This is a genomic window from Kribbella yunnanensis (assembly GCF_039529655.1).
In the GTDB taxonomy this organism is placed as follows: domain Bacteria; phylum Actinomycetota; class Actinomycetes; order Propionibacteriales; family Kribbellaceae; genus Kribbella; species Kribbella yunnanensis.
In genome coordinates this window covers 75,426-98,301 of record NZ_BAAANF010000012.1, presented here as the reverse complement: position 1 = coordinate 98,301, position 22,876 = coordinate 75,426, and the positions used below count along the sequence as shown (strand labels likewise).

Sequence of the window (22,876 nt, the reverse complement as noted above, 5' to 3'; positions counted from 1 at the left end):
GGGGTATGACGGCCACGACCCTCACCGGCTCACTGCTGGTGGCGACCCCGTTGCTCGACGAGCCGCCCTTTCGCCGGTCGGTGATCCTGCTACTGGATCACGACGACGACGGCGCGCTCGGCGTGGTCGTGAACCGCGCGGCCGACCTCACCGTCGACCGCGTCCTCCCGGACTGGTCCGACACGGTCAACGAACCCGGCGTCCTCTTCATGGGCGGTCCCGTCGGAATGGACAGCGCACTGGCCGTCGCCGAGGTGATCGAGTCCGCCGACCCGCCCGGCTGGCGCGAGTGCTTCGGCCGCATCGGGCTGGTCGATCTCGACGTACCGCCTGAGCTGTTGGCAGGCGCCATCCAGCGGATGCGGATCTTCGCCGGGTACGCCGGTTGGTCGTCCGGCCAGCTCGAAGGCGAGATCACCGAGGGCGCCTGGTACGTCGTCAAGTCCGAACCCGACGACGTCTTCAGCCTCGACCCCGACACCCTCTGGCGCCGCGTCCTGCGCCGCCAGACCGACCAGCTCGCCTACGTGGCCACCTACCCGGACGACCCCACCCAGAACTGACTACTCCGCGCCGTCGCCGTCCCCAGGGTTGAGTGACTCCCAGATCTCCTTGCACTCCGGACACACCGGAAACTTCTGCGGGTCGCGACTGGGCACCCACACCTTGCCGCACAACGCGACCACCGGCGTCCCCATCACCATCGCCTCGGTCAGCTTGTCCTTCGGCACATAGTGCGAGAACCGCTCGTGATCCCCGCCCTCCAGGGGCTGGGTCCGCTCATCGACAACCGTGTCCGCACCCGGGCTCAACTGCGTACTCATGCCCCGAGTGTAAGCCGCCCCACCACCCCAACGGCACTTATCCACAGCCGGGGAACTCGTCGGGGCATCCCGGGGCAGATCACTGCACATTCTTGGTGTGACCAACTCAAGGAGGCAGTATGAGTCTCGTGGAACCTCTCCCGGCACCTACGCAGGTGCCTTGGCGGCCGAATGTGCCCGTGACGAGGGCCGACCTCGACCAGATGCCCGATGACGGGCACCGGTATGAGCTCATCGACGGGATCCTCCTCGTGAGCCCGGCGCCGACCATCAGGCATCAGATCGTCGCCAGCAACCTGAACGACGTACTCAAGCAGGCTTGCCCGCCCGAGTTGCTGGTGCTCTTCGCGCCGGTCGACGTGGTGCTGGCAGCGGACACGGTGCTGCAGCCGGATCTCGTGGTCGCTTCGCGTGATGCGTTCACGGACCGGGACCTACCGATGGCTCCGCTGCTGGCGGTCGAGGTGCTGTCGCCCAGCACTCGGCGGGTGGATCTGATGCTGAAGTGGTCGCGGCTCGAGGCGGCCGGATGTGCCTGCTACTGGGCGGTGGACCCCGACACGCCGAGCCTGATCGCCTGGGAATTGCGCGACGGGGTGTTTGCGCAGGTGGCGAAGGTATCCGGGGACGAATCGGTCAGGTTGACGGCCCCGTACGAGGTGACCATCGTTCCTGCGAATCTGATCTTGTAGGGATCTCGGGTAACGTTGCTGTACGGCGTACTTGTCGTCGATCGGGGGAGTTCCGCCTGTGGAAATGCACGTGCCTGGTGGATCGGGCGTGCTTCCTCCGGCCTATCCGGACCGTGCTGCGTGGGGTACCGCGAGCAAGCTGCGGGCCTGGCAGGCGGAGGCGCTCACGTTGTACATGGAGACCAATCCGCGCGATTTCCTGGCGGTCGCGACGCCGGGAGCCGGGAAGACCACGTTCGCGCTGACGGTGGCGGCCGAGCTGCTGCAGCGGCGGGTGATCGATCGGATCACGGTGGTGACGCCGACCGAGCACCTGAAGGTGCAGTGGGCCGAGGCGGCGGACCGGGCCGGGATTGCGATCGATCCTGCCTTTGCCGGGCGGCGCGGGAAGACGAACCAGGACTTCACCGGGGTCGCGGTGACGTATGCCGGGGTCGCGGTGAATCCGCTGGCGTTCCGGGTGCGGACCGAGCGGTTCAAGACACTGGTGATCCTGGACGAGGTGCACCACGGTGGTGACGCGCTCAGCTGGGGTGAAGGGGTGCGGGAGGCGTTCGAGCCGGCTGCCCGCCGGTTGTGCCTGACCGGTACGCCGTTCCGTTCCGACGACAACCCGATCCCGTTCGTCACGTACGAGCACGGGGCTGACGGGCACGCACGGAGCAAGGCGGATTACACGTACGGCTACGGTCACGCGCTGCGCGACCACGTCGTACGGCCGGTGATCTTCATGTCCTACTCCGGTGAGATGCGGTGGCGGACGAAGGCCGGTGACGAGGTTGCGGCGCGACTGGGTGAGCCGCTGACGAAGGATCTGACCGCGCAGGCGTTGCGGACCGCGCTCGACCCCACCGGCGAGTGGATGGGCGCCGTACTGTCGGCTGCGGACAAGCGGCTGACCGAGGTACGGCGGCACATGCCGGATGCCGGTGGTCTGGTCATCTCCGGTGATCAGAACTCGGCCCGCGCGTATGCGAAGACCCTGCGCGAGATCACCGGGCAGGCGCCGACCGTCGTACTGTCCGACGAGAAGGCCGCGAGCAAGAAGATCGCGAAGTTCTCCGCGGACGAGTCGCGGTGGATGGTCGCGGTCCGGATGGTGTCGGAAGGGGTCGACGTACCGCGGCTGGCGGTCGGGGTCTACGCGACGCCGACCTCGACGCCGCTGTTCTTCGCGCAGGCGGTCGGGCGGTTCGTGCGAGCGCGGAAGCGCGGTGAGACCGCCTCGGTGTTCGTGCCCTCGGTGACCCGGCTGCTGAGTTTCGCCGCCGAGATGGAGGTCGAGCGCGACCACGTCCTCGGCCGCAAGAACAACAACGAGGACGGCGACATCTTCGCCCTCGAGGACGACCTGCTGAAGAAGGCGAACGAGGCCGAGGGCGCGAGCGACGAGCTGGACGCAAAGTTCGAGGCACTCGGGTCGGATGCGAGCTTCGACCGGGTCGTCTTCGACGGTGGTGACTACGGGACCGGAGGGGACCAGGCGTCCGACGAGGAGCTGGACTTCCTCGGCCTGCCGGGGCTGCTGGAGCCCGACCAGGTGCGCGACCTGCTGCGCAAGCGGCAGGCGAAGTCGATCGCCGCGCAGAAACGGTCGCAACGCGGTTCGGGCGAGGAGCGCGAGGATCCGACCCCGACCGAGCTCGCGACCCACGAGCAGATCGCCCTGCTGCGCCGCGAGCTCAACGGCCTGGTCGGCGCCTGGAACCACCGCACCGGCCAGCCGCACGGCGTCATCCACAACGAGTTGCGCCGCAAACTTGGCGGCCCCGCTGCCGCTCAGGCCTCCTCCACGCAGTTGAAGGAGCGCATCGAGCTCATCCGCGACTGGGCCACCCAGCGCCGAGCCTGACGGTCTGAGAACGCCCCCACCCGGGTCATCGGGTGGGGGCGTTTTTTGCGTGCGCGAGCTGTTGACCTTCCCGACGGAGTGCTGCAACATGCGACTACCGTCGTGCAAGAAATTAGCAAAGCATTGAAAATTTCAGATTTGCACGGTGCTGTCCGTCTATCCGCCCTCTGACGGAGGAGCCCTTATGCAAGGGAAGAGAAGTCCTGTCCGCCGGATCCTGACCGGGATGCTGGTGGCAGTGGTGGTCGCGGTGGGGCTGGTGCCCGCAGCGACCGCGGCCGTGACCGCGAACCTCGCCAAGACCTTGTCAGCCAGCAGTTCGGTCGGGGGATACCCCAGCACCAACGCGGCTGACGGCAACCAGAGCACGTACTGGGAGAGCGCCAACAACGCGTTCCCGCAGTGGATCCAGGCCGACCTGGGTTCCACCACGGACGTCAACCAGCTCACCCTGAAGCTGCCGAGTGCCTGGAGTGCCCGCACCCAGACCCTGTCGATCCAGGGCAGCACGAACGGTTCGACGTACGGCACGATCGTCACCGGTACGGCGTACAACTTCACCGGATCGAATGTCGTCACGATCGACTTCGGTACCACCGCGGCCCGCTATATCCGGCTGAACTTCACTGCGAACACGGGCTGGCCGGCCGCGCAACTGTCGGAGTTCGACCTGGCCGGACCTGGTGGCGGGCCCGTCGAACCCCCGACCGGCACGGACCTCGCGGCGAACAAGCCGATCGAAGCGTCGAGCGCGGTCTTCAACTTCGTCGCGACGAACGCGAACGACGGCAACGTCGGCACCTACTGGGAGTCGAACGGGTTCCCGTCGACCCTGACCGTCAAGCTCGGTGCCAACGCAGACCTCAGTTCGGTGGTCGTCAAACTCAACCCCGACGCGGTCTGGGGCCCGCGCACGCAGAGCATCGAGGTCCTCGGTCGTGAGCAGTCCGCGACCGCGTTCACCTCGATCAAGGCCCGCGCCGACTACCAGTTCAACCCGAACAGCGCGGCCAACACGATCACCATCCCGGTCACCGGTCGGTACGCCGACGTACGGCTGCAGGTCTTCTCCAACACCGGCGCCCCCGGCGGTCAGGTCGCGGAACTGCAGGTCTTCGGTGCCGCTGCGCCCAACCCGGACCTGGTCGTCACCGCGGTCGACTGGTCGCCGGCCAGCCCGTCCGAGACCACGCCGATCACGCTCTCGGCGACGGTCAAGAATTCCGGTACGGCGGCCGCTCCCGCCAGCAGCCTGAACTTCCTGCTCGGCGGCTCAGTCGCTGGTACGGCGTCAGTGGGCGCACTCGCAGCAGGTGCTTCGGCCACGGTCACCGCGAACGTCGGGACCAAGCCGCAAGGCAGCTACACCGTCGCGGCGGTCGCCGATGCCGGCAACGCGGTCACGGAGCAGAGCGAAACCAACAACACGCTCCAGGCAACGAGTCAGCTCCAGGTCGCTCAGGCCCCCGGCCCGGACCTCCTGATCACCGGCATCACCTCGAACCCGTCGAACCCGGCACCGGGTACCGCTGTCTCCTTCACAGTCGCCTTGAATAACCGCGGTACGACGGCCGCCGGGGCGAGCACGACTCGGCTCGTCGTCGGGTCGACCACCCTCACCGGGGCCACCGGCACGATCGCCGCCGGTGCGACTGCCAACGTCGCGATCTCGGGCACGTGGACCGCGGTCAATGGTGGCGCCAATGTGGTTGGTACCGCCGACTCGACGAATGCGGTCACCGAGACCAACGAGAACAACAACACGTTCACCAAGGCGATCGTGGTCGGCCGCGGCGCCGCCGTACCGTACACGTCGTACGAGGCGGAGGCAGCGGCGTACACGGGTGCACTCCTGACCACTGACCCGTTGCGCACCTTCGGTCACACCAACTTCGCCACCGAGTCGTCCGGCCGCTCGTCGGTGCGGCTCAACTCGACCGGTCAGTACGTCGAGTTCACCTCGACCGTGCAGACCAACTCGATCGTGGTCCGCAACTCGATCCCGGACTCGGCCAACGGCCAGGGAATCGACGCCACGATCAGTCTGTACGTCAACGGCACGTTCAAGCAGAAACTCAACCTGTCCTCGCACTACAGCTGGCTCTACGGCAACAGCGACGGCCCCGAGGCACTGACCAACACCCCGGGCGGCGACGCGCGCCGGCTCTTCGACGAATCGCACGCCCTGCTCGGTACGTCGTACCCGGCCGGAACGAAGTTCAAGTTGCAGCGCGACTCCGGCGACACGGCGTCGTACTACATCGTCGACTCGATCGACCTCGAGCAAGTCGCCCCCGCTTTGGGTCAGCCTGCCGGTTGCACGTCGATCACCCAGTACGGCGCGGTCCCCGGTGACGGCATCGACGATGCGGACGCGATCCAGCGGGCGGTCACCGACGACCAGAACGGTGTGATCAGCTGCGTCTGGATCCCGGAAGGGCAGTGGCGGCAGGAGAAGAAGATCCTCACCGACGACCCGCTGAACCGGGGTCAGTTCAACCAGGTCGGGATCAGCAACGCCACCATCCGTGGTGCGGGTATGTGGTACTCGGTTCTCTACTCCACTACCGAACCGCAGAATGCCGGTGGCATCAACCACCCGCACGAAGGCAACTTCGGCTTCGACATCGACAAGAACGTGCAACTGTCCGACATCGCGATCTTCGGCTCCGGCCGGATCCGCGGCGGTGACGGCAACGCCGAAGGTGGCGTCGGCCTGAACGGCCGGTTCGGGACCGGGACGAAGATCACCAACGTCTGGATCGAGCACGCGAACGTCGGCGCCTGGGCCGGCCGCGACTTCGACAACATCCCTGAGCTGTGGGGGCCGGGTGACGGGCTCGAGTTCTCCGGGATGCGGATCCGCAACACCTATGCCGACGGCATCAATTTCGCCAACGGCACCCGCAACTCCAAGGTGTTCAACTCGTCGTTCCGCACCACCGGCGACGACGCGCTGGCCGTGTGGGCGAGCAAGTACGTCAAGGACCAGTCGGTCGACATCGGTCACGACAACTCATTCACCAACAACACCGTCCAGCTGCCCTGGCGCGCCAACGGCATCGCGATCTACGGCGGCTACGGCAACAAGATCGAGAACAACCTGATCTACGACACGATGAACTACCCCGGCATCATGCTGGCCACCGACCACGACCCGCTGCCATTCTCGGGCACCACGCTGATCGCCAACAACGCGCTCTACCGCTGCGGCGGCGTCTTCTGGAACGAGGACCAGGAGTTCGGCGCGATCACGCTCTTCCCGTCGAATCTGCCGATCCCCGGTGTCACGATCCGCGACACCGAGATCCACGACTCGACGTACGACGGGATCCAGTTCAAGACCGGCGGCGGTGAGATGCCGAACGTCCAGCTCACCAACCTCCGCATCGACAAGTCGAACAACGGTTCCGGCATCCTCGCGATGGGCGGCGCCCGCGGCAGCGCCACCCTGACCAACGTCGTCGTCACGAACTCCCGCGACGGCGACGTGGTGAAGGAGCCCGGCTCCACCTTCACCTTCACCGGGCAGTAGTTCTCGAGGGCCCCGTACCCCCTTGGGTGCGGGGCCCTTGAACCGTCCGACAAACTTGAGCCTGTGAAGCGGCTCGTGCGGGTACTGCGGCGAATCTTCGTCGTACTGGTGGTCATCTGGCTCGTCATCACCGGAGCGTCCCTGACCTACAACTTCGCCACCAGGGAACGCGCCGAGCCACCACCCGGGCTTCGATTCGTCCAGACCGCGGACCTGCAGACCCGGTACGACTCCTGGGGTACGACGGGTTCGCCGATCGTGCTCGTCCATGGCGCCGCCGAGTCGGTCGAATCGTGGTCCGCGCTCGTCCCGGTGCTGGCGCGGACACACCGTGTCTACGCGTACGACATCACCGGATACGGCTACAGCGAACGCAAAGCGCCGTACACGATCGAGCATCTAGCGGCGCAGTTGCTCGGCTTCCTCGATGCGATGAAGTTGACCAAGCCCGTCCTGGTCGGTCACTCCCTGGGCGCCGGCGTGGTCGCCGAGGCCGCCCTGGAACAGCCGGAGAAAGTCGGCGGCATCATGTTCCTGGACGGCGACGGCCTCCCCATCCCCGGCGGCGGCCCACCCCGAGCCGTCGTCAACACCCTCATCGTCGACCCCTACCGAACCAGCGCCCTCCGCCTGGTCCTTGGTTCCGACACCCTCATCCGCAACATCTACAACGACGCCTGCGCTTCGAAGTGCGCGCCCCTCACCCACGACGAGGTCCAAGTCTGGACCCGCCCCTTCCGCCAGCAAGGCGCCGAAAAGGCGTTGTGGCAAATGGTCGGCCGAGACATCCCCGCCGTCCAACCCGACCGTCTGGCCCTCCTCAAGACCTCTCCAGTCGCCAAATCAGTCCTCTTCGGTGCCCTGGACAACCAAGGCGGCTCCGCCGAACAAACCGCCACCCGAGTAGGCGCACCCCCACCTACCATCCTCCCCAACCAAGGCCACCTAACCCAGATCTCAGCCCCGACCGAAGTAGCCGCCGCCATCGAAGAACTGGTAGCCCGCAGCTAACCCCGTACGCCGACCTCCCGCGGCCGATCCCGCGTCGAACTCTCGCGGCCGACTACGCCCACTCCTACGTCGCGTGCTACGCAGTCCGCCCACCCACCCTTCCCACGCTCGCGGCGCTCGCCCCACCTGCTCACTCCGCTCGCGAGTTGGCTCGCACGCTCGCCGTCGAAGGCAGGCGGTTGTCGGGTGCTGTCGCGGTGTTCCGGCGGGGGGTTTCCGTCTGGCCGCGTCGGGAAGGACACGTAGTAGTCGGTTGGAAGGCCCCTCGAAGCAGTCGCCCAAGCGTGCGGCGTGCCGCGGGAGGCAGGTAGTACGTGTCGTTAGCGACGAACCGCCCCGGAGGTAGCCGTCGGGAGTGGACCGGACACACAGGCCATCACAATCGCGCGCCCCGGCCGCGGGGTGAGCGCGCGGAGCGGAATGAGTTGCAGATGTGATGGCCTGGGGGTCCGCCGTGTTGCGCTGACTAGCTCTGGAGGGGCCACGCGGGTGAGCCTCGTGGGTGTCAGGATCTGGCGCATGAGCTACGACTTGGTGGTTTGGGCGGGGGAGCGGCCGGCGGATGGTGATGCGCTGGAGGAGTTGTACGAGGAGCTGATGGAGCTCCAGGAAGACAATGACGACGACGAGACGCCGCCGAACCCGCGGTTGGTCGAGTTCGCGAATGCGTTGCTGGCCCGGTGGCCGGAGGCGTCGGCCGGTGGGCCGTGGGTGGTCGAGCCGTTGATCGCGGACGCGGTGGGTGATCTGTTCCCGTTCGGGGTGCAGTTCGAGTACGCCGGTGAGGTTGCGGAGTACGCGGCTGTTCTCGCGGAGAAGCACGGCCTGGTGCTGTTCGACCCGCAGAACATGTAGTCCTCCCGGGGGCGTGAACAAGAACTGGTGGGTGTGAACAAGGCATTACCTGTTCAGACCCTGCACGAGATGTGCGTACCCCCGAAAGGTGCCTAGCTGGAGCCGCGAAGGGTCAAGCGAGGGACTGGGTGCCGATGACGTCGAGGAGGCGGAGGGCTTGGTCTGAGGGGGTGCCGGGGTCGGCGGTGTAGAGGACTACTCGTTGGTCTCGGTCGGGGACTACGAGGATCTCGCAGATGACGTCGATGCGGCCGACTTCGGGGTGGAGGATGGTTTGGCAGAGGGATTGCTGGCGGGCTACCTCGTGGTGGGACCAGAGGTCGCGGAATTCGGGGCTGCCGGCCAGTAGCTCGGCGATCAGGCTCGCGACAGCGGGGTCGTCGGGGTAGGTGGCGGAGGCGGCTCGGAGGTCGGCGGCGGCTTCGCGGGCGAACTCTCGGGTGGCTTCGGGGGTGAAGCGGGACTGGTCACCGTTCAGGAAGCGTTGGCGGAGGAGGTTGCGGTCGCGGGGTGGGAGGGCGGAGAAGTCGGTGAGGAGGGCGGCGGCTTGGCGGTTCCAGGCCAGTACGTCGTACTTCGCGTCGAGGACGATGGCCGGCAGGTCCAGGCGTGCGATCATGCGGAGGACGCCGTCGCGGACGTCTGCGGGTGGGCCTGGGGGTGGGCCGGGCTGTTCGCCGGCCAGGCGGAAGAGGTGGGCTCGTTCGGCGTCGCTCAAGCGCAGCGCGCGGGCCAGGCCGGTGAGGACCGGGCGGGACGGGCGCGGGGCGCGGGCCTGTTCGAGGCGGGTGTAGTAGTCGGTGGACATGGTGGCGAGGGTGGCGACTTCCTCGCGACGGAGGCCGGGGGTACGGCGGCGGAGGCCGGCGGGTAGGCCGACATCGGCGGGCGTGAGGCGCTCTCGCCGTACTCGGAGGAACTCTGCCAGCTGTGCTCGGTCCACACCTCCATGGTTGCAGGCGGCGGGAACGCCAGACAGGGACTGCCGGTCCCAGGGTCGGCTCGCTCTGCCACGGGCGGCGGTCGCGCACCAGCCTGGGAGGCATGACTGAGAAGAAGATTGCGCTCGTCACGGGCGCCAACAAGGGCATCGGCAAGGAGATCGCGCGGCAGCTCGGCGAGGCCGGGTACCAGGTACTCCTCGGATCGCGCGACCTGGGCCGCGGCGAGGAAGCAGCCAAGGACCTCGACGGTACGACGGCCGTCCAGCTCGAGGTGAACGACCCGGAGTCGGTGCGGTCGGCCGCGGATCAGATCGCGGCCGAGTACGGGCGGTTGGACGTGCTGATCAACAACGCGGCGATCATCCCGGTCGGGGACACCGCGGTGTCGGAGGTTGCGAGCGACGTACTGCGGGATGGGTTCGAGACGAACGTGGTCGGGCTGGTCGCGGTCACGCAGGCGATGCTGCCGCTGTTGCGGAAGGCCGAGCAGGCGCGGATCGTCAACCTGTCGACCTCGCTCGCGTCGTTCACGCTGGTTGGCGATCCGGAGTCGCGGATGTCGACCGTGCGGACAGTCGGCTACAACGCGACCAAGGCGGCCGTGAACATGGTCACCGTCATGCTCGCCAACGAACTCCGCGGCACCGGCATCCTCGTCAACGCCGCCGACCCCGGCAACTGCGCCACCGACATGGGCGGCTGGGACGCCGCCCGAACCCCAGCCCAAGGCGCCGCCGTAGCAGTCCGCCTAGCCACCCTGGACGAGACCGGCCCGACCGGCGAAGTACACGCCGAAGCCGGCCAGCTCCCCTGGTAGCCAACGTCCGACGATCCGGAGACCACGCCTGCGGGTCCTTCGGACGTTAGCGGGGAGCGGTGGTTAACGTCCGATGACGCGGAGACCACGCCTGCGGGTCCTTCGGACGTTAGATGAGGGCGCCGGACCAGGCGAGGGCTTGCTTGAGCAGCTGGCCTCGGCCGCCTTCGAGGTCGGCCAGCAACGACGGGGCCTGGGCTTCCTCCGGCGTCAGCCAGGTGAGTTCCAGGGCGTCTTGGCGGGGGTTGCATTCGCCGGTGACCGGGACGACGTAGACGAGGGCTACGGCGTGCTGGCGGGGGTCGTGCAGCGGCGTCAGACCGGGCAGCGGGAAGTACTCCGCGAGCGTGAAGGGGACCGGGCTGACCGGGAGGCGCGGGAAGGCCGCCGGGCCCAGGTCCTTTTCGATGTTGCGTTGGAGGGCGTCGCGGATGGTCTCGCCGTGGAAGACGCGGCCGGAGACCAGGGTTCGGACGATCTGGTTGGTCTGGGCCGAGCCGCGGAGCAGGACGCCGACGTGCTCGATGTGCCCGGTCGCGTCGACGCGGGCCGGGACGGCCTCGACGTACAGGATCGGGACCCGGGAACGGGTCTCCTGCAGGGCCAGGTCGGACAGCCAGCCGGGGTTCGGGTCAGGCGTGCGCACAGAAGTCACAGGCACATCTTTACTTATGGCCGAAATGCCTCTCGGTAGCGGGTTGGACTCAGACCGAAATGGGCGCGAAAGCGGCGGGTTGCGTGGCTGGGGTCGGGCCAGCCGACGAGGGTGCCGATGGTGGCGATCGGGAGATCGGTCTCGATCAGGAGGCCGGCTGCGCGCTCGGCGCGGAGGCGTTGCAGGTAGGCCATCGGGGACACCGCGACGGTTCTGCCGAAGAGGCGGACGAGGTAGCCGGGGGCTAGGTTCACGGCGGCGGCGAGGCGGTCGAGGGTCCACCCGGCGGTCAGGTCCGCTTCCAGCAACCGCATCGCATGCTGTACGGCGGGATGCCCGGCCGGCGCACCGAGCGATCCGGAGAGCAGCCCGAAGACATCGGTCCCGAGGTAGGCGTTCCGCACGACCAACCCCTCGCACTGCGAGTACCCGTGCCACTGCCCAGGCCGCAGTACGACGACCGACCCGGCCGACAACTCCCGCGACCCATCGGCCGAGACATGTACGGCGGTTCCCGCGACCACGACCGCGATCTCGAAGAACGCGTGGCTGTGCGGCGCCACGTCGTCGTCGACCGAGAGCAGTTCCTCGGCGACCGGCAGCCGGGGTTCCGGGAAGACTTCGCTGCTCAAGATCTTGTGCATGAGGTCAATTCCAGTCAAGGAGTGGTCAACAGCCGTCTGGTCGTCAACTTAGCCGCACCACGAAGCTGGATGCATCAGATGCACAAGCTCAAGGAGCCGTGATGATCGACGAGAAGTCCATTTCTGCCTATCGCCGGGACGGCGTGGTCCGGGTCCGCAACGTCATCACGCCCGAGGAGGCGGCGAAGTTCCGGGACGCGGCTGTCGAGGTGAGCAGCAGGGCTAGCGACTACGCCGGTGGCTCGGCGATCTTCAACCAGTACGTCAACGTCTGGCAGCAGAACGACGTACTGCGTGAGCTGACCCTGCACCCGCGAGTCGCCGAGGCTGCGACCGCGCTCGCCGGGGTACCACTCAAGATGTGGCACGACCACCTGCTGATCAAACCGCCGCACAACGGGGCGGCGACCGAGTTCCACCAGGATGCGCCGTACTGGCCGCACAGCGGTTCGCGGCACTCCCTGTCGGCGTGGATCGCGCTGGTCGACGTACCGGTTGAGCGCGGTTGTATGACGTTCATCCCGGGCTCCCACGACCACCAAGGACTGCGCGCCCAGGACCTCGCGGACCGCGACGATCTGTTCCGCGTCGCGCCGGACCTGCGCTGGGACACACGCCTGACGATCCCGCTACGGGCCGGCGACTGCACCTTCCACAACGCGTATCTCGCGCACTCCGCGACCCCCAATCTCACCGACGACCCGCGGATCGCGCACGTGACGATCTACATCGACGCGGAGACGACGTACACCGGTGGCGGTCACGTCGTCAGCGACGGCCTGAACCTCACCCCGGGCCAGCCGCTCGACCACGAACGCTTCCCCCGAGTGAGTTAATTCACGTCATGACATAAAGTGAGGGTTCGTGCCGCTTCTCACCGATATCCGACCGCTCCGGGAGTCCGCCGATTTCCGCCGGTTGTGGATCGGGTCGACGGTGTCGCAGCTCGGTCAGCAGATGACCGCGGTGACCGTCTCGATCCAGGTGTACGCGCTCACGCACTCGACGTTCGCAGTCGGTCTCGTCGGCCTCTGCTCGCTCGTGCCGCTGGTCGTCTTCGGCCTGTACGGCGGCGCGATGGCCGACGCGATCGATCGGCGCCGGCTCGCGTTGTTCTCGTCGGGCGGTCTCTGGCTGCTGTCGATGGTCCTCGTCGTGCAGTCCCAGCTGCAGTGGAACCAGACCTGGATCCTGTACGGCGTCGTCGCCTGCCAGTCGGCGTGTTTCGCGGTGAACAACCCGGCGCGGGCGGCGATCATCCCGCGACTGATCCGGCCGGAACTGCTCCCGGCCGCGAACACGCTCAGCCAGGCCGCGTTCAACCTGGGCTTCACCGCCGGACCGCTGATCGGTGCGGCGGTGATCGCGTGGCACGGCTTCGCGGCGGCGTACCTGGTCGACGTGATCACGTTCACCGCGGCGCTCTACGCGCTGTTCAGGCTGCCTCCGGTGCCGCCGACCGGGCTGGTACGGCGGGCCGGGCTGCGGTCGGTGCTCGAAGGGTTCACGTTCTTGCGTGCCGCGCCGGCGTTGTTGGCGACGTTCCTCGCGGACATCCTGGCGATGGTGTTCGCGCAGCCGCGGGCGCTGTTCCCGGCGGTCGCGGGTGCGTTCTTCGCCGGGGGAGTGCGGACGGTCGGACTGCTGCAGGCGGCACCGGCGATCGGCGCGCTGATCGGGGTGCTGTTCTCCGGCTGGGTGACCCGGGTCCGGCGGCAGGGAATCGCGATCGTGGTCGCGATCACGGCGTACGCGATGGCTGTCGGGCTGTTCAGCCTGGCCCGCACGATCTGGCTGGGGGTCGCGCTGCTCGCGTTGTCGGGAGCGGCCGACATGGTGAGCTCGGCGTACCGGAACACCGTGCTGCAGTCCGCGGCGCCGGACGCGATGCGCGGGCGGCTGCAGGGTGTCTTCATCGTGGTCGTGGCCGGCGGGCCACGCCTCGGAGACTTCGTCGCCGGTACGACGGCCTCGCTCACCACCCCGACCATCGCCCTGCTCGGCGGGGCCGGCGTCTGCATCATCGGACTGCTCATCCTGCTGGCCCGCAACCGCCCGTTCCGCGTCTACGACTCCGACGTACGAGCCCTCAGTTAGGGGGTGTGCGGTGGCCCCACGCCTACTGCGCTGCACTCGGCACGGCACCTCGCCGCACTGGCGGAAAGGCCACGATGAACCACATCGAGGCCTTCCCTCCAGCACGCCGAGCTACCGCACCGAGCACATGCTCGCTACGGCGCGGACCCACCGCACACCCCCTAGCCCCCGGTCACCAGCTTGCCGAGGATCTTCGGCCAGGAGGCGGCGTCCGGGTCGATCCGCTGCACGTCCTTGCCGCCGACGGTGACGACCTTGCGGTTGCCGAGCGGCTGCTTGAGTTTGAGCGGGGTCAGCGACACACTGCCGGACTCGGAGCACGGCGTGTCGGCGTCGATGAAGGCCTTGATCTGGTCATCGCTCTCTTCGACGCGCAGGTCCATCGCGCACTCGATCGACGTACCGAACAGGAGGGTGTTGTTCTCGTACGCCGGCGGGTTCTGGATCCAGCGCAGGTACTTCGGGTTCTTCTTCTCCACCACCTGGTAGACCGTGATGGGCTGGGGCTTCTCCTCGAAGGACGGGCCGGTGCCGTCGCCGATGAAGGTCCCGAAGATCATCGAGATGCAGGGGTCGTCAGCCGCCTTGCTGTCGATCGCTCCGAAGGCGCTGGCGGCGGTGTAGCAGCCGTTGGACTCCCGATTCAGGCTGACGTTGAAACCGACCAGTGCGAACGCGCCGACCACCAGCAGCCCGGCCAGCATCCGCCGCGACTTGATCTGCTGGGCCCCGAGCGTCCCGGCCGGCTTCCCGGCCTCGGCCTGCTCGTCCTCCGGGTACTGGCGGAAGAGGTTCAGAACCGTCTTCGTCCACTGCGGATTGATCAGGGTGGGGATCGCGTAGAGCAGGATCAGCCCCACGATGACGGCGATGGCGGGGAGGAGCGCCCAGTAATTTCGCACGGCAGCAAGATACGTGGTCCACGGGTCCGCGCACGACGGTGCCATTTACTGGGCTACGCCCGAAATGCGGATAGGCTTCAGGAGTGCCCGCAGAGACCTCGCAGACGCTCGACCGGGGACTGACCGTCCTCGAGTTGCTGGCGGACGCGCCGGACGGTCTCTCGATCACCGAGCTGGCCGCCGCCCTGCGGGTCAGCCGGACGGTCGTCTACCGCCTGGTGAACACGCTCGAGCTGCACCGCCTGGTGCGCCGCGACAGTGAAGGACGGGCCCGCCTCGGCCTCGCCGTCCTGCACTACAGCCGCCGCGTCCAGCCCACACTGCGTGACGCAGCACTCCCGGTCCTCCGCTCCCTGGCCGAAGACACCGGCGCCACCGCACACCTCACAGTCGCAGACGGTGACGAAGCTCTGGCCATCGCCGTCATCGAACCGTCCTGGACCGACTTCCACGTCTCGTACCGGATGGGTTCCCGGCACGCCCTCGACCAGGGCGCGGCCGGCAAGGCGATCCTGGCCGGCCGCCGCAAACCCGACCCCGCCGGCCGCCCCTTCGTCGTCACCTCCGGCGAACTCCAGGCCGGCGCCCAAGGCGTCTCTTCCCCGGTCCTCGGCGTACCAGGCGTCGAAGCCTCCATCGGCGTCGTAGTCCTCGGCAAACTCGACCGCGACTTCGTAGGCCCCCGCGTAGCCCGAGCCGCCGTAGAAGTAGCCAAACGCCTCGCCTGACTAACCCTTGGTCGCAGCCTCCACCAACGGCAGGACTCGGTGGGGGATTTGTTCGGCCAGGGCGATCACGGTTGAGGCTCGTTGGATGTTGCGGACTTTGACTACCTGGTCGATGACGCGTTGGAGGTCGGCGTTGGAGCGGGCGACGATGCGGCACCAGAGGTCTTCGGCGCCGGTGATGGTGTGGACCTCGAGGACTTCGGGGATGCGGGCGAGGGCTGCGGCGACTGTCGTGTGGCCGGAGCCTTGCTCGATCTGGAGGGTGGCGAAGGCGGTGACCGGGTAGCCGATGGCGGTGGTGTCGATGTCGGGGCCCCAGCCGCGGACTACGCCGTCGCGTTGCAGGCGGTCGAGGCGGGCCTGGACAGTACCGCGGGCGACGCCGAGGCGGCGGGACGCCTCCAGGACGCCGACTCGTGGCTCGGCCGCGAACAGTTCGAGGATCCGGGCATCCAGTGCATCGACCGACATGACGCCTCCTGCGATGGTCAGACTGACCAAATAGTCCAGCGATACGACCTCAATACTAGACAGACTGACTAGGCAAACAGAGAACTGTTGCGCAACCTGCATGCATCGGACGAGGCTCGGCGTACTGATCCGAACCTGGAGGAGCCACCGATGACCAGCACCGACCTCACCCCCGCAGAGCTCGACGCCGATCTCGACCTCGACCAGCTCAAGCAGCTCGTCGGCCTGGTGCCGTACGACGAGAGCACCGACCCGTTCCCGGTCACCGCGATGGACGCGGTGGTGTTCGTCGTCGGCAACGCCACCCAGACCGCGAAGTACTACCAGCTCGCCTTCGGGATGGACCTGGTCGCGTACTCCGGTCCGGAACACGGCAATAAGGACCACAAGGCGTTCGTGCTGAAGGCGGGGTCGGGCCGGTTCGTCATCACCGGCGGGGTCGCGCCGGACAGCCCGCTCAACGACCACCACCGCAAGCACGGTGACGGTGTCTCCGACATCGCGCTCGAGGTGCCGGATGTGGACAAGTGCATCAAGCACGCGCGTGAGCAGGGCGCGACCGTGCTCGAGGAGCCGAACGACATCAGCGACGAGCACGGCACGATCCGCCGGGCGGCCATCGCGGCGTACGGCGACACCCGGCACACGCTGATTGACCGCAGCAACTACCACGGCCCGTACCTGCCGGGGTTCGTCGCGGCCGAGACCCAGGTGCAGCGGCCGGAGGGGCACCCGAAGCGGTTGTTCCAAGCCATCGACCACGTGGTCGGCAATGTCGAGCTCGGTCTGATGGACGAGTGGGTGACGTTCTACAACAAGGTGATGGGCTTCGTGAACATGGCGGAGTTCGTCGGCGACGACATCGCCACCGACTACTCGGCGCTGATGAGCAAGGTGGTGGCCAATGGCAACCACCGGGTCAAGTTCCCGCTGAACGAGCCGGCCATCGCGAAGAAGAAGTCGCAGATCGACGAGTTCCTGGAGTTCTACGACGGCGCCGGCGCGCAGCACATCGCCTTGGCCACCAACGACATCCTGCGCACCGTGGACATCATGCGGGCCAACGGCGTCGAGTTCCTGAACACCCCGGACTCGTACTACGAGGACCCGGAGCTGCGGGAGCGGATCGGTCACGTGCGGGCCCCGATCGAGGAGTTGCAGAAGCGAAAGATCCTCGTCGACCGCGACGAGGACGGCTACCTGCTGCAGATCTTCATGAAGCCGCTCGGCGACCGGCCGACGGTGTTCTACGAACTGATCGAGCGGCACGGCTCGCTGGGCTTCGGCAAGGGCAACTTCAAGGCCCTGTTCGAGGCGATCGAGCGCGAGCAGGAGCGCCGCGGCAACCTCTAGGAGGGCATCTGGGAGCTCCACGCCTACTGCGCAGCACTCGGCACGGCACCTCGCCGCACTGGTGCAAAGGCCACGATGGAAAAACATCGAGGCCTCCGCCCCAGCACGCCGAGCTACCGCACCGAGCACTTGCTCGCTACGGCGTGCAGCTCCCAGACACCCTCCAATCGCTTGCCACAGGCAACGGGCGACGGCGGCACACCGAAGTTGTACGGCGTGTCGCCGTCCGATTACCGGAATGACTGTCAAGGCAGGGGTTGTTGGCGTAGTGTGCGCTACTGAACGCGCGTCGGGGCGTGTGTTCAGGAAGGGTTCGTCATGAAGACACTGGGCATTCTGCTCAGCACCGCCGGTCTGGCCGGAGTGGGCGCGATCGCGCTCGCCGCGGCGCCGGCCCAGGCAGCCGAGGCCGCTGCTTGTTCGGGTGCACGATCCATTTCGTCCGCGCAGATGCTGCGTGATCACCGCCCGCCGAGCTGGGGCTCGGTCCGGTTGATGCGCGACAACTGCTCGCAGTACTGGGCGGAGGTCGTGATGGACTCACGACTACCGGCCAACGCCAGAGCCAACGCGTTCCTGGTGCAGTACGGCGGATCCAACAACGGCCGCGCGCTGAGCTGTGACAGCAGTGGCGGCAACGGCGCGGTCATCCAGGGCCAGCGCACCTGCCGCACACCCAAGGTGCGGGCCACCAACACCAACATCAGTTTCGCCGCGATCGGCCGTGAGTACCACAACTACGGCGGCGGCTACGAGGAGATCTCCGAGAACGCGACCCCCAAGGCCCGCTGAAACTCGGGACAAACCCCCGCCACGGCGCCGAGAACACTAGGCTCACAACATGAGTGAGGTGCTCGAGGAGCTGCGGCGGGTGTTGCCGCCTGAGGCGTTGGTGACCGACCCGGACCGGATGGAGAGCTACCGGTACGACCGGGCCATGTTCTGCCCGGCCGGGATGCCGGTCGCCGTCGTACTGGCGCGGGAGACCGCCCATGTGCAGGCGGCCGTCAAAGTAGCGGCCGCGGCCGGGGTGCCGATCGTTCCGCAAGGGGCGCGATCAGGCCTGTCAGGGGCGGCGAACGCGCTCGACGGCTGCATCGTGATCTCGCTGGAGAAGATGGACAAGATCCTCGCGATCGAGCCCATCGACCGGTACGTCGTCACCCAGCCGGGCGTGTTCAACGCCGTACTGTCTCGTGCCGTGGCCGAGCACGGGCTGTTCTACCCGCCGGATCCGTCCAGCTGGGAGTTCTGCTCGATCGGCGGCAACCTCTCCACGAACTCCGGCGGTCTGTGCTGCGTCAAGTACGGCGTCACGACCGACTACGTGCTCGGTCTCGAGGTGGTGCTCGCCGACGGCCGGATCCTGCGTACCGGCCGGAAAACCGTCAAGGGTGTCGCGGGGTACGACCTGACCAAGCTGATCGTCGGCAGCGAGGGGACGCTCGGCATCATCACCGAGGCGACCCTGGCGCTGCGTCCGGAGACTGCCCGCCCGCGGACGATGGCGGCCCTGTTCAGCTCCGGTGTCGCGGCCGGCGAGGCGATTGTGGAGATCATCCGCAGCGGCGTCTCGCTGAGCCTGCTGGAGATCATGGACCGTACGACGATCGCCGCCGTGAACTCGTACAAGCGGATGGATCTGCCGACCGAGGCGGCCGCGATGCTGATCGCCCAGTCCGACGCGGGTGGTGAGGCGGGCGCGGCCGATGTCGCCGCGGTGGCCAAGCTCTGTCGCGACCACGGCGCGATCGAGTGCATCGAGGCGGACGACCCGGCCGAGGGTGAGCTGCTGCTGGAGGCCCGGCGGGCGGCTCTGATCGCGCTCGATCAACTCGGTACGACGATGATCGACGACGTCTGTGTTCCGCGGTCCCGGCTGGCCGACTTCATCGGCGCGGTCGAGGCCCTAGCCACCGAGCTCGACATCACTGTCGGTGTCCTGGGGCATGCTGGTGACGGCAACATGCACCCGACGGTGGTCTTCGATCCGACCGATCCGGATCAGGCCGACCGGGCGCAACAAGCGTTTGACCGAATCATGGAGGTCGGTCTGGAGCTGGGTGGCACGATCACCGGTGAGCACGGGGTCGGCGTACTGAAACGGACTTGGCTGGCCGAGGAGATCGGTCCGGTCGCCGTCGACGTGCACCGGGCGATCAAGGCCGCGCTCGACCCGGAAAATCTGCTGAATCCCGGCAAAGTGGTGGAGAGCTGAGGGCTGTGACCCAACCGCAACGGAACTGCCGGGGCCATTCGACGTCCATGGCCGTCGAATGTGACGTGAGCCCAGCACTATGGAAGGTAGTTGTCTGAATCTCCCGGGGGAATCATCGATGAGGCAGGGTAGGAGGCGCCCTATGCGTATGCAGCGCCTGCTCGCCCCTGCCGTCGCGGCCGTGGCCGCTCTGGCCGTCCTGTCCGGCTGTGGGAACGGCAGCGGCCTGCGGGTCGAGGGTGCCGAGCCGGCCGACGCGAATTCGGTCAGTCCGCGGGTCTCTGCGCCGACAACTTCCAGCTCTCCCGGGGTGCGCGCGAAGCCCGTGACGCCCGCCCCGCTGACCCAGATCCGGACCAAATTGCTCGCCGACAAGGCGCTCGACAGCTACTCGCGGTCGGTTCTGGTGAAATGCACAGTGATTTCGCGTTGCCTCGGCCCGGGTCCGACCGTTGATGTTATGCACAACGGTGTTCCCCAGCAGGTCGTCTACATCCATACCCTGGACAAGTTCGTGTTCGGCGCCTTCCTGATGGCGCTCGAACCGGGCGGCCCGCGGCGGATCTGGGCCCTGAAGGTGGATCAGCCGACGATCAACGCTAGTCCCCAGGGCGACCTGGTGGTCGAATCCGAAAACTTCCAGCCGGATGACAAGCCCTGCTGCCCCTCCGGGCGCAAGGTCGAGGTCTACCGTTGGGACGGTCGGCAGATGGCCAAGGTGAGCTCGACGGACCAAAAGGGAGACTGAAGTTCGGTGGTACCGGAAGAACCGGCAGCGCGCATTCTCATGGTCGAGGACGACGCGGTGATCCGTGAGGCAACCCAGTTGACCCTCGAGCGGCACGGCTACGACGTCACCACGGCCGAGGACGGCCTGGAGGCGATCGAGCGATTCGAGAAGATCCATCCCGATGTGGTGATGCTGGACATCATGCTCCCCGGGCTGGACGGGATCTCGGTGTGCCGCCGGATCCGGGAGACGAGCACGGTCCCGATCGTGATGGTGTCCGCGCGCGGTGACGCGCTCGACGTCGTCCTCGGGCTCGAGGCGGGTGCCGACGACTACGTCACCAAGCCGTTCGACACCCAGGTCCTGGTGGCGCGGCTGCGAGCCGTGCTGCGGCGGGCGGTCTCCGACCCTGAGCGCCCGGCCCCGGCCGCAGGCTCCGGGGTGGAGTCGTTCGGCGATCTCGAGCTGGATCGCGAGGCTCTGGAGGTACGCCGTAGTGGCGCGACCGTCCAGTTGACGCCGACCGAGCTCAAGCTGCTGATCGAGTTCGCGAACAACCCGGGTGTCGTGCTCAGCCGGTCCACGCTGCTGCAGCGGGTCTGGGACTACGAATGGGGTGGCGACGGCCGCCTCGTCGACGTCCACCTGCAGCGTCTGCGGACCAAGATCGGTGCCGACCGCATCGAAACGGTCCGCGGATTCGGATACAAGCTCAGGGCGTGACATGGGCCTGAGGGGCAAACTCGGGCTCATCTTCCTGCTGGTCTCGGCGCTGGCGATCCTGGTGCTCTGCGTGGCGGTCTACACGCAGGCCCAGTCGGCGCGCCTGGACCGGACGCGGAGCTTTGCCGACGAGCGGCTGCAGCTCGCGGCGCAGAACTACGACCAGACCGAGATCCCGGTGTTCGGATCGAAGGTGGACGATCCGGAGCTGCCGCCGCAGCTGCGGGCCGCGGTGCTGGAGGGGAAGCGGGCCACCTTCAAGACCGGTTCGCCGAACGCGAAGATGTGGGCGGCGGTCACGGTCAAGGACGGCAAGATCCTCTCGATCGTGCAGGACTACGAGACCACCGACGACTCGATGCGGGCGCTGCAGCAGGCGCTGATCGTCGGCGGTCTGGGCACGGTCGGCCTGGTCGCGCTGGTCAGCGTGATCCTGGCCGGCGGCCTGTCCAAACGAATCGTGGCAGTGGCCGGTACGGCGCGCCGGATCGCGGCCGGTGATCTGGACGCGTCGGCGACCGAGGTGGTCGGCAAGGGCAAGGACGAGGTGTCGTCGTTGGCCGGGGCGTTGGACACCATGGCGAGTTCGCTGCGCGGTCAGCTGGAGGCGGAGCGCCGGTTCACCGCCGACGTTGCCCACGACCTGCGGACGCCGGTCACCGGGCTGACCACCGCGGCCGAGTTGCTGCCACCCGGTCGGCCGAGTGAGCTCGTCCGGGACCGTGCGAAGGTGCTGCGCCGACTGGTCGAAGACCTGCTGGAGATCGCCCGGTTCGACTCCGGCGTGGAGCAGGCCGATCTTGAGCTGGTCGGGCTCGGGGCGTTCGTCGGGTCCGCGGTCGCGCGGTTGCGGATGCAGCAATCGCTCGCGCCGGACAGCGTCGTCGTACAGCTGAACGGGAAGGACGAGACGGTCTCGACCGATTCGCGCCGGATCGAGCGCATCCTGGCAAACCTGATCGTCAACGGCCTGCGCCACGGCCGCCCGCCGATCGAGGTGACGGTCACCGGCCGGATCGTCGAGGTCGTTGACCACGGCAACGGCTACCCCGAGGAATTGATTGCCGAGGGCCCCCGTCGGTTCCGCTCCGGGATGGCCGAGCGCGGTGTCGGCCACGGTCTCGGCCTCACCATCGCGGCCGGGCATGCCAAGGTCCTCGGAGCCGAGCTCACTTTTGGTACCGCCCCGGACGGCGGAGCGCTGGCTCGACTTGTCCTGCCAGCACTGGAAAGTGACGCCTAGGAGCTGTGACGAAGTCTTAACACAACCTCTTGCGGAGTCAGGGCGTCTCCTCTGGTGAAAGGCTCACCGAGGGCCTTGAACAACGAGGGGCTAATTTTCAATGTCTGAGGCAAACATCATCCGCAACCGTTCGCAGTTCGTCCGTCGTACCGCCGCCACCGTCGCGGGTATCGCTCTCGCCGCCACCGGGTTCGGTGTCGCCGGCGCACTGCAGGCCAACGCCGCGGACACCAAGCCGGTCGCGGTCACCCAGCCGACCGTGGCGCAGTCGTCTGTTGCGAAGGCGGTCACCATCAAGTCGGACAAGACCACCGCCAAGGCGTGGGCCAAGGTTTCGTTCACCGGCAAGACCACCGGCATCGCCAAGGGCACGGTCGTCCAGGTGCAGCGCCTGGAGAACAACAAGTGGGTCAACTTCCCGGCCACCACCAAGGTCACCTCGAAGTCCACCTACTCGGTGTGGGTCCAGAGCGGCCGCGTCGGCGTCAACAAGTTCCGCGTCGTCGCCGCCAAGACCGCCAGCGCCCCGGTCGCCGTCACCATCACCAAGTGAGCTGAACCAAAACCAGCGGCGCCCGGCTC

23 protein-coding genes are annotated in these 22,876 nt (G+C 67.5%); 17 read left to right on the top strand and 6 right to left on the bottom strand.

The annotated features are described in order from the left end of the window. Window positions 1-5 precede the first annotated feature (5 nt). Window positions 6-563, top strand: coding sequence for a YqgE/AlgH family protein (locus ABD231_RS17875; protein WP_344152640.1), 558 nt, complete (start codon window positions 6-8; stop codon window positions 561-563). Here ABD231_RS17875 and ABD231_RS17870 read toward each other — a convergent pair whose 3' ends face one another. Continuing rightward, entirely contained in the window at window positions 564-824 is a 261-nt protein-coding gene (locus ABD231_RS17870; protein ID WP_344152637.1) for a DUF3039 domain-containing protein, read from the bottom strand. Window positions 825-943: 119 nt separating this feature from the next. Here ABD231_RS17870 and ABD231_RS17865 point away from each other — a divergent pair, with 119 nt between their 5' ends. The 5 genes from ABD231_RS17865 (at window position 944) to ABD231_RS17845 (ending at window position 8,769) form a co-directional block, all read left to right on the top strand. Next, window positions 944-1,516 (top strand): Uma2 family endonuclease, encoded by a 573-nt coding sequence (locus ABD231_RS17865; RefSeq protein ID WP_344152634.1) that lies wholly within the window; start codon window positions 944-946, stop codon window positions 1,514-1,516. A gap of 64 nt (window positions 1,517-1,580) precedes the next feature. Further along, a complete protein-coding gene (locus ABD231_RS17860) occupies window positions 1,581-3,368 on the top strand; it encodes a DEAD/DEAH box helicase (RefSeq protein WP_344152706.1) in 1,788 nt (595 codons plus the stop codon). A 184-nt stretch (window positions 3,369-3,552) separates the two neighbouring features. After that, entirely contained in the window at window positions 3,553-6,903 is a 3,351-nt protein-coding gene (locus ABD231_RS17855; RefSeq protein ID WP_344152631.1) for a CARDB domain-containing protein, read from the top strand. Window positions 6,904-6,966: 63 nt separating this feature from the next. Then, entirely contained in the window at window positions 6,967-7,914 is a 948-nt protein-coding gene (locus tag ABD231_RS17850) for an alpha/beta fold hydrolase (protein ID WP_344152628.1), read from the top strand. Between the two features lie 519 nt (window positions 7,915-8,433). Beyond that, window positions 8,434-8,769 carry a hypothetical protein gene (locus ABD231_RS17845; RefSeq protein ID WP_344152625.1) on the top strand — a complete coding sequence of 112 codons (336 nt, stop codon included), beginning with the start codon at window positions 8,434-8,436 and terminating at the stop codon, window positions 8,767-8,769. A gap of 112 nt (window positions 8,770-8,881) precedes the next feature. Here the strand turns inward: ABD231_RS17845 and ABD231_RS17840 are convergent, their stop codons facing one another. Continuing rightward, window positions 8,882-9,712: a helix-turn-helix transcriptional regulator gene (locus ABD231_RS17840; protein ID WP_344152622.1), complete on the bottom strand. Its 831-nt coding sequence runs from the start codon at window positions 9,710-9,712 to the stop codon at window positions 8,882-8,884. Between the two features lie 101 nt (window positions 9,713-9,813). On the opposite strand from ABD231_RS17840, the gene ABD231_RS17835 reads away from it, so the two are divergent. After that, complete coding sequence (locus ABD231_RS17835) at window positions 9,814-10,530, top strand: SDR family NAD(P)-dependent oxidoreductase (RefSeq protein WP_344152619.1); 717 nt, start codon at window positions 9,814-9,816, stop codon at window positions 10,528-10,530. A 109-nt stretch (window positions 10,531-10,639) separates the two neighbouring features. Here the strand turns inward: ABD231_RS17835 and ABD231_RS17830 are convergent, their stop codons facing one another. Together ABD231_RS17830 and ABD231_RS17825 are read right to left on the bottom strand one after the other, a co-directional pair. Continuing rightward, window positions 10,640-11,185 (bottom strand): NUDIX hydrolase family protein, encoded by a 546-nt coding sequence (locus tag ABD231_RS17830; protein WP_344152616.1) that lies wholly within the window; start codon window positions 11,183-11,185, stop codon window positions 10,640-10,642. Window positions 11,186-11,199: 14 nt separating this feature from the next. Continuing rightward, the gene (locus ABD231_RS17825; protein WP_344152613.1) at window positions 11,200-11,829 is read right to left on the bottom strand and encodes a helix-turn-helix domain-containing protein; all 630 of its coding nucleotides are present in this window, start codon (window positions 11,827-11,829) and stop codon (window positions 11,200-11,202) included. Window positions 11,830-11,930: 101 nt separating this feature from the next. Between ABD231_RS17825 and ABD231_RS17820 the strand changes: the two genes are divergently transcribed. Further along, window positions 11,931-12,665 (top strand): phytanoyl-CoA dioxygenase family protein, encoded by a 735-nt coding sequence (locus ABD231_RS17820; RefSeq protein WP_344152610.1) that lies wholly within the window; start codon window positions 11,931-11,933, stop codon window positions 12,663-12,665. A 28-nt stretch (window positions 12,666-12,693) separates the two neighbouring features. Further along, complete coding sequence (locus ABD231_RS17815) at window positions 12,694-13,926, top strand: MFS transporter (RefSeq protein WP_344152607.1); 1,233 nt, start codon at window positions 12,694-12,696, stop codon at window positions 13,924-13,926. Window positions 13,927-14,087: 161 nt separating this feature from the next. On the opposite strand, the gene ABD231_RS17810 is transcribed toward ABD231_RS17815, so the two are convergent. Beyond that, window positions 14,088-14,828 carry a hypothetical protein gene (locus ABD231_RS17810; protein WP_344152604.1) on the bottom strand — a complete coding sequence of 247 codons (741 nt, stop codon included), beginning with the start codon at window positions 14,826-14,828 and terminating at the stop codon, window positions 14,088-14,090. 83 nt (window positions 14,829-14,911) lie between these two features. Here ABD231_RS17810 and ABD231_RS17805 point away from each other — a divergent pair, with 83 nt between their 5' ends. Beyond that, complete coding sequence (locus tag ABD231_RS17805) at window positions 14,912-15,556, top strand: IclR family transcriptional regulator (protein WP_132409924.1); 645 nt, start codon at window positions 14,912-14,914, stop codon at window positions 15,554-15,556. Here ABD231_RS17805 and ABD231_RS17800 read toward each other — a convergent pair whose 3' ends face one another. Beyond that, window positions 15,557-16,027: an Lrp/AsnC family transcriptional regulator gene (locus ABD231_RS17800; RefSeq protein ID WP_344152597.1), complete on the bottom strand. Its 471-nt coding sequence runs from the start codon at window positions 16,025-16,027 to the stop codon at window positions 15,557-15,559. A 150-nt stretch (window positions 16,028-16,177) separates the two neighbouring features. On the opposite strand from ABD231_RS17800, the gene hppD reads away from it, so the two are divergent. The 7 genes from hppD (at window position 16,178) to ABD231_RS17765 (ending at window position 22,847) form a co-directional block, all read left to right on the top strand. Continuing rightward, the gene (hppD, locus tag ABD231_RS17795; protein WP_344152594.1) at window positions 16,178-17,380 is read left to right on the top strand and encodes a 4-hydroxyphenylpyruvate dioxygenase; all 1,203 of its coding nucleotides are present in this window, start codon (window positions 16,178-16,180) and stop codon (window positions 17,378-17,380) included. Between the two features lie 318 nt (window positions 17,381-17,698). Then, window positions 17,699-18,172 (top strand): hypothetical protein, encoded by a 474-nt coding sequence (locus ABD231_RS17790; RefSeq protein ID WP_344152591.1) that lies wholly within the window; start codon window positions 17,699-17,701, stop codon window positions 18,170-18,172. Window positions 18,173-18,221: 49 nt separating this feature from the next. After that, on the top strand, window positions 18,222-19,598 hold the full coding sequence (locus tag ABD231_RS17785; RefSeq protein ID WP_344152588.1) for an FAD-binding oxidoreductase: 1,377 nt from the start codon (window positions 18,222-18,224) through the stop codon (window positions 19,596-19,598). Window positions 19,599-19,740: 142 nt separating this feature from the next. Further along, entirely contained in the window at window positions 19,741-20,346 is a 606-nt protein-coding gene (locus ABD231_RS17780; RefSeq protein WP_344152585.1) for a hypothetical protein, read from the top strand. Window positions 20,347-20,385: 39 nt separating this feature from the next. Next, window positions 20,386-21,051, top strand: a complete 666-nt coding sequence (gene cseB, locus ABD231_RS17775) for a two-component system response regulator CseB (RefSeq protein ID WP_165952626.1) — start codon at window positions 20,386-20,388, stop codon at window positions 21,049-21,051. 1 nt (window position 21,052) lies between these two features. Continuing rightward, window positions 21,053-22,294 (top strand): HAMP domain-containing sensor histidine kinase, encoded by a 1,242-nt coding sequence (locus tag ABD231_RS17770; protein ID WP_344152580.1) that lies wholly within the window; start codon window positions 21,053-21,055, stop codon window positions 22,292-22,294. Window positions 22,295-22,394: 100 nt separating this feature from the next. Continuing rightward, on the top strand, window positions 22,395-22,847 hold the full coding sequence (locus ABD231_RS17765) for a hypothetical protein (protein WP_344152577.1): 453 nt from the start codon (window positions 22,395-22,397) through the stop codon (window positions 22,845-22,847). Window positions 22,848-22,876: the final 29 nt, after the last annotated feature.

Excerpts from the sequence above, each read along its gene's own strand:
- ABD231_RS17865 (WP_344152634.1), top strand. The coding sequence starts at position 944 with ATGAGTCTCGTGGAACCTCTCCCGGCACCTACGCAGGTGCCTTGGCGG.
- ABD231_RS17770 (WP_344152580.1), top strand. The coding sequence starts at position 21,053 with ATGGGCCTGAGGGGCAAACTCGGGCTCATCTTCCTGCTGGTCTCGGCG.
- cseB (WP_165952626.1), top strand. The coding sequence starts at position 20,386 with ATGGTCGAGGACGACGCGGTGATCCGTGAGGCAACCCAGTTGACCCTC.
- ABD231_RS17785 (WP_344152588.1), top strand. The coding sequence starts at position 18,222 with ATGAGTGAGGTGCTCGAGGAGCTGCGGCGGGTGTTGCCGCCTGAGGCG.
- ABD231_RS17820 (WP_344152610.1), top strand. The coding sequence starts at position 11,931 with ATGATCGACGAGAAGTCCATTTCTGCCTATCGCCGGGACGGCGTGGTC.
- hppD (WP_344152594.1), top strand. The coding sequence starts at position 16,178 with ATGACCAGCACCGACCTCACCCCCGCAGAGCTCGACGCCGATCTCGAC.
- ABD231_RS17765 (WP_344152577.1), top strand. The coding sequence starts at position 22,395 with ATGTCTGAGGCAAACATCATCCGCAACCGTTCGCAGTTCGTCCGTCGT.
- ABD231_RS17875 (WP_344152640.1), top strand. The coding sequence starts at position 6 with ATGACGGCCACGACCCTCACCGGCTCACTGCTGGTGGCGACCCCGTTG.
- ABD231_RS17860 (WP_344152706.1), top strand. The coding sequence starts at position 1,581 with ATGCACGTGCCTGGTGGATCGGGCGTGCTTCCTCCGGCCTATCCGGAC.
- ABD231_RS17845 (WP_344152625.1), top strand. The coding sequence starts at position 8,434 with ATGAGCTACGACTTGGTGGTTTGGGCGGGGGAGCGGCCGGCGGATGGT.
- ABD231_RS17855 (WP_344152631.1), top strand. The coding sequence starts at position 3,553 with ATGCAAGGGAAGAGAAGTCCTGTCCGCCGGATCCTGACCGGGATGCTG.
- ABD231_RS17780 (WP_344152585.1), top strand. The coding sequence starts at position 19,741 with ATGCGTATGCAGCGCCTGCTCGCCCCTGCCGTCGCGGCCGTGGCCGCT.
- ABD231_RS17825 (WP_344152613.1), bottom strand. The coding sequence starts at position 11,829 with ATGCACAAGATCTTGAGCAGCGAAGTCTTCCCGGAACCCCGGCTGCCG.
- ABD231_RS17800 (WP_344152597.1), bottom strand. The coding sequence starts at position 16,027 with ATGTCGGTCGATGCACTGGATGCCCGGATCCTCGAACTGTTCGCGGCC.
- ABD231_RS17835 (WP_344152619.1), top strand. The coding sequence starts at position 9,814 with ATGACTGAGAAGAAGATTGCGCTCGTCACGGGCGCCAACAAGGGCATC.
- ABD231_RS17790 (WP_344152591.1), top strand. The coding sequence starts at position 17,699 with ATGAAGACACTGGGCATTCTGCTCAGCACCGCCGGTCTGGCCGGAGTG.
- ABD231_RS17870 (WP_344152637.1), bottom strand. The coding sequence starts at position 824 with ATGAGTACGCAGTTGAGCCCGGGTGCGGACACGGTTGTCGATGAGCGG.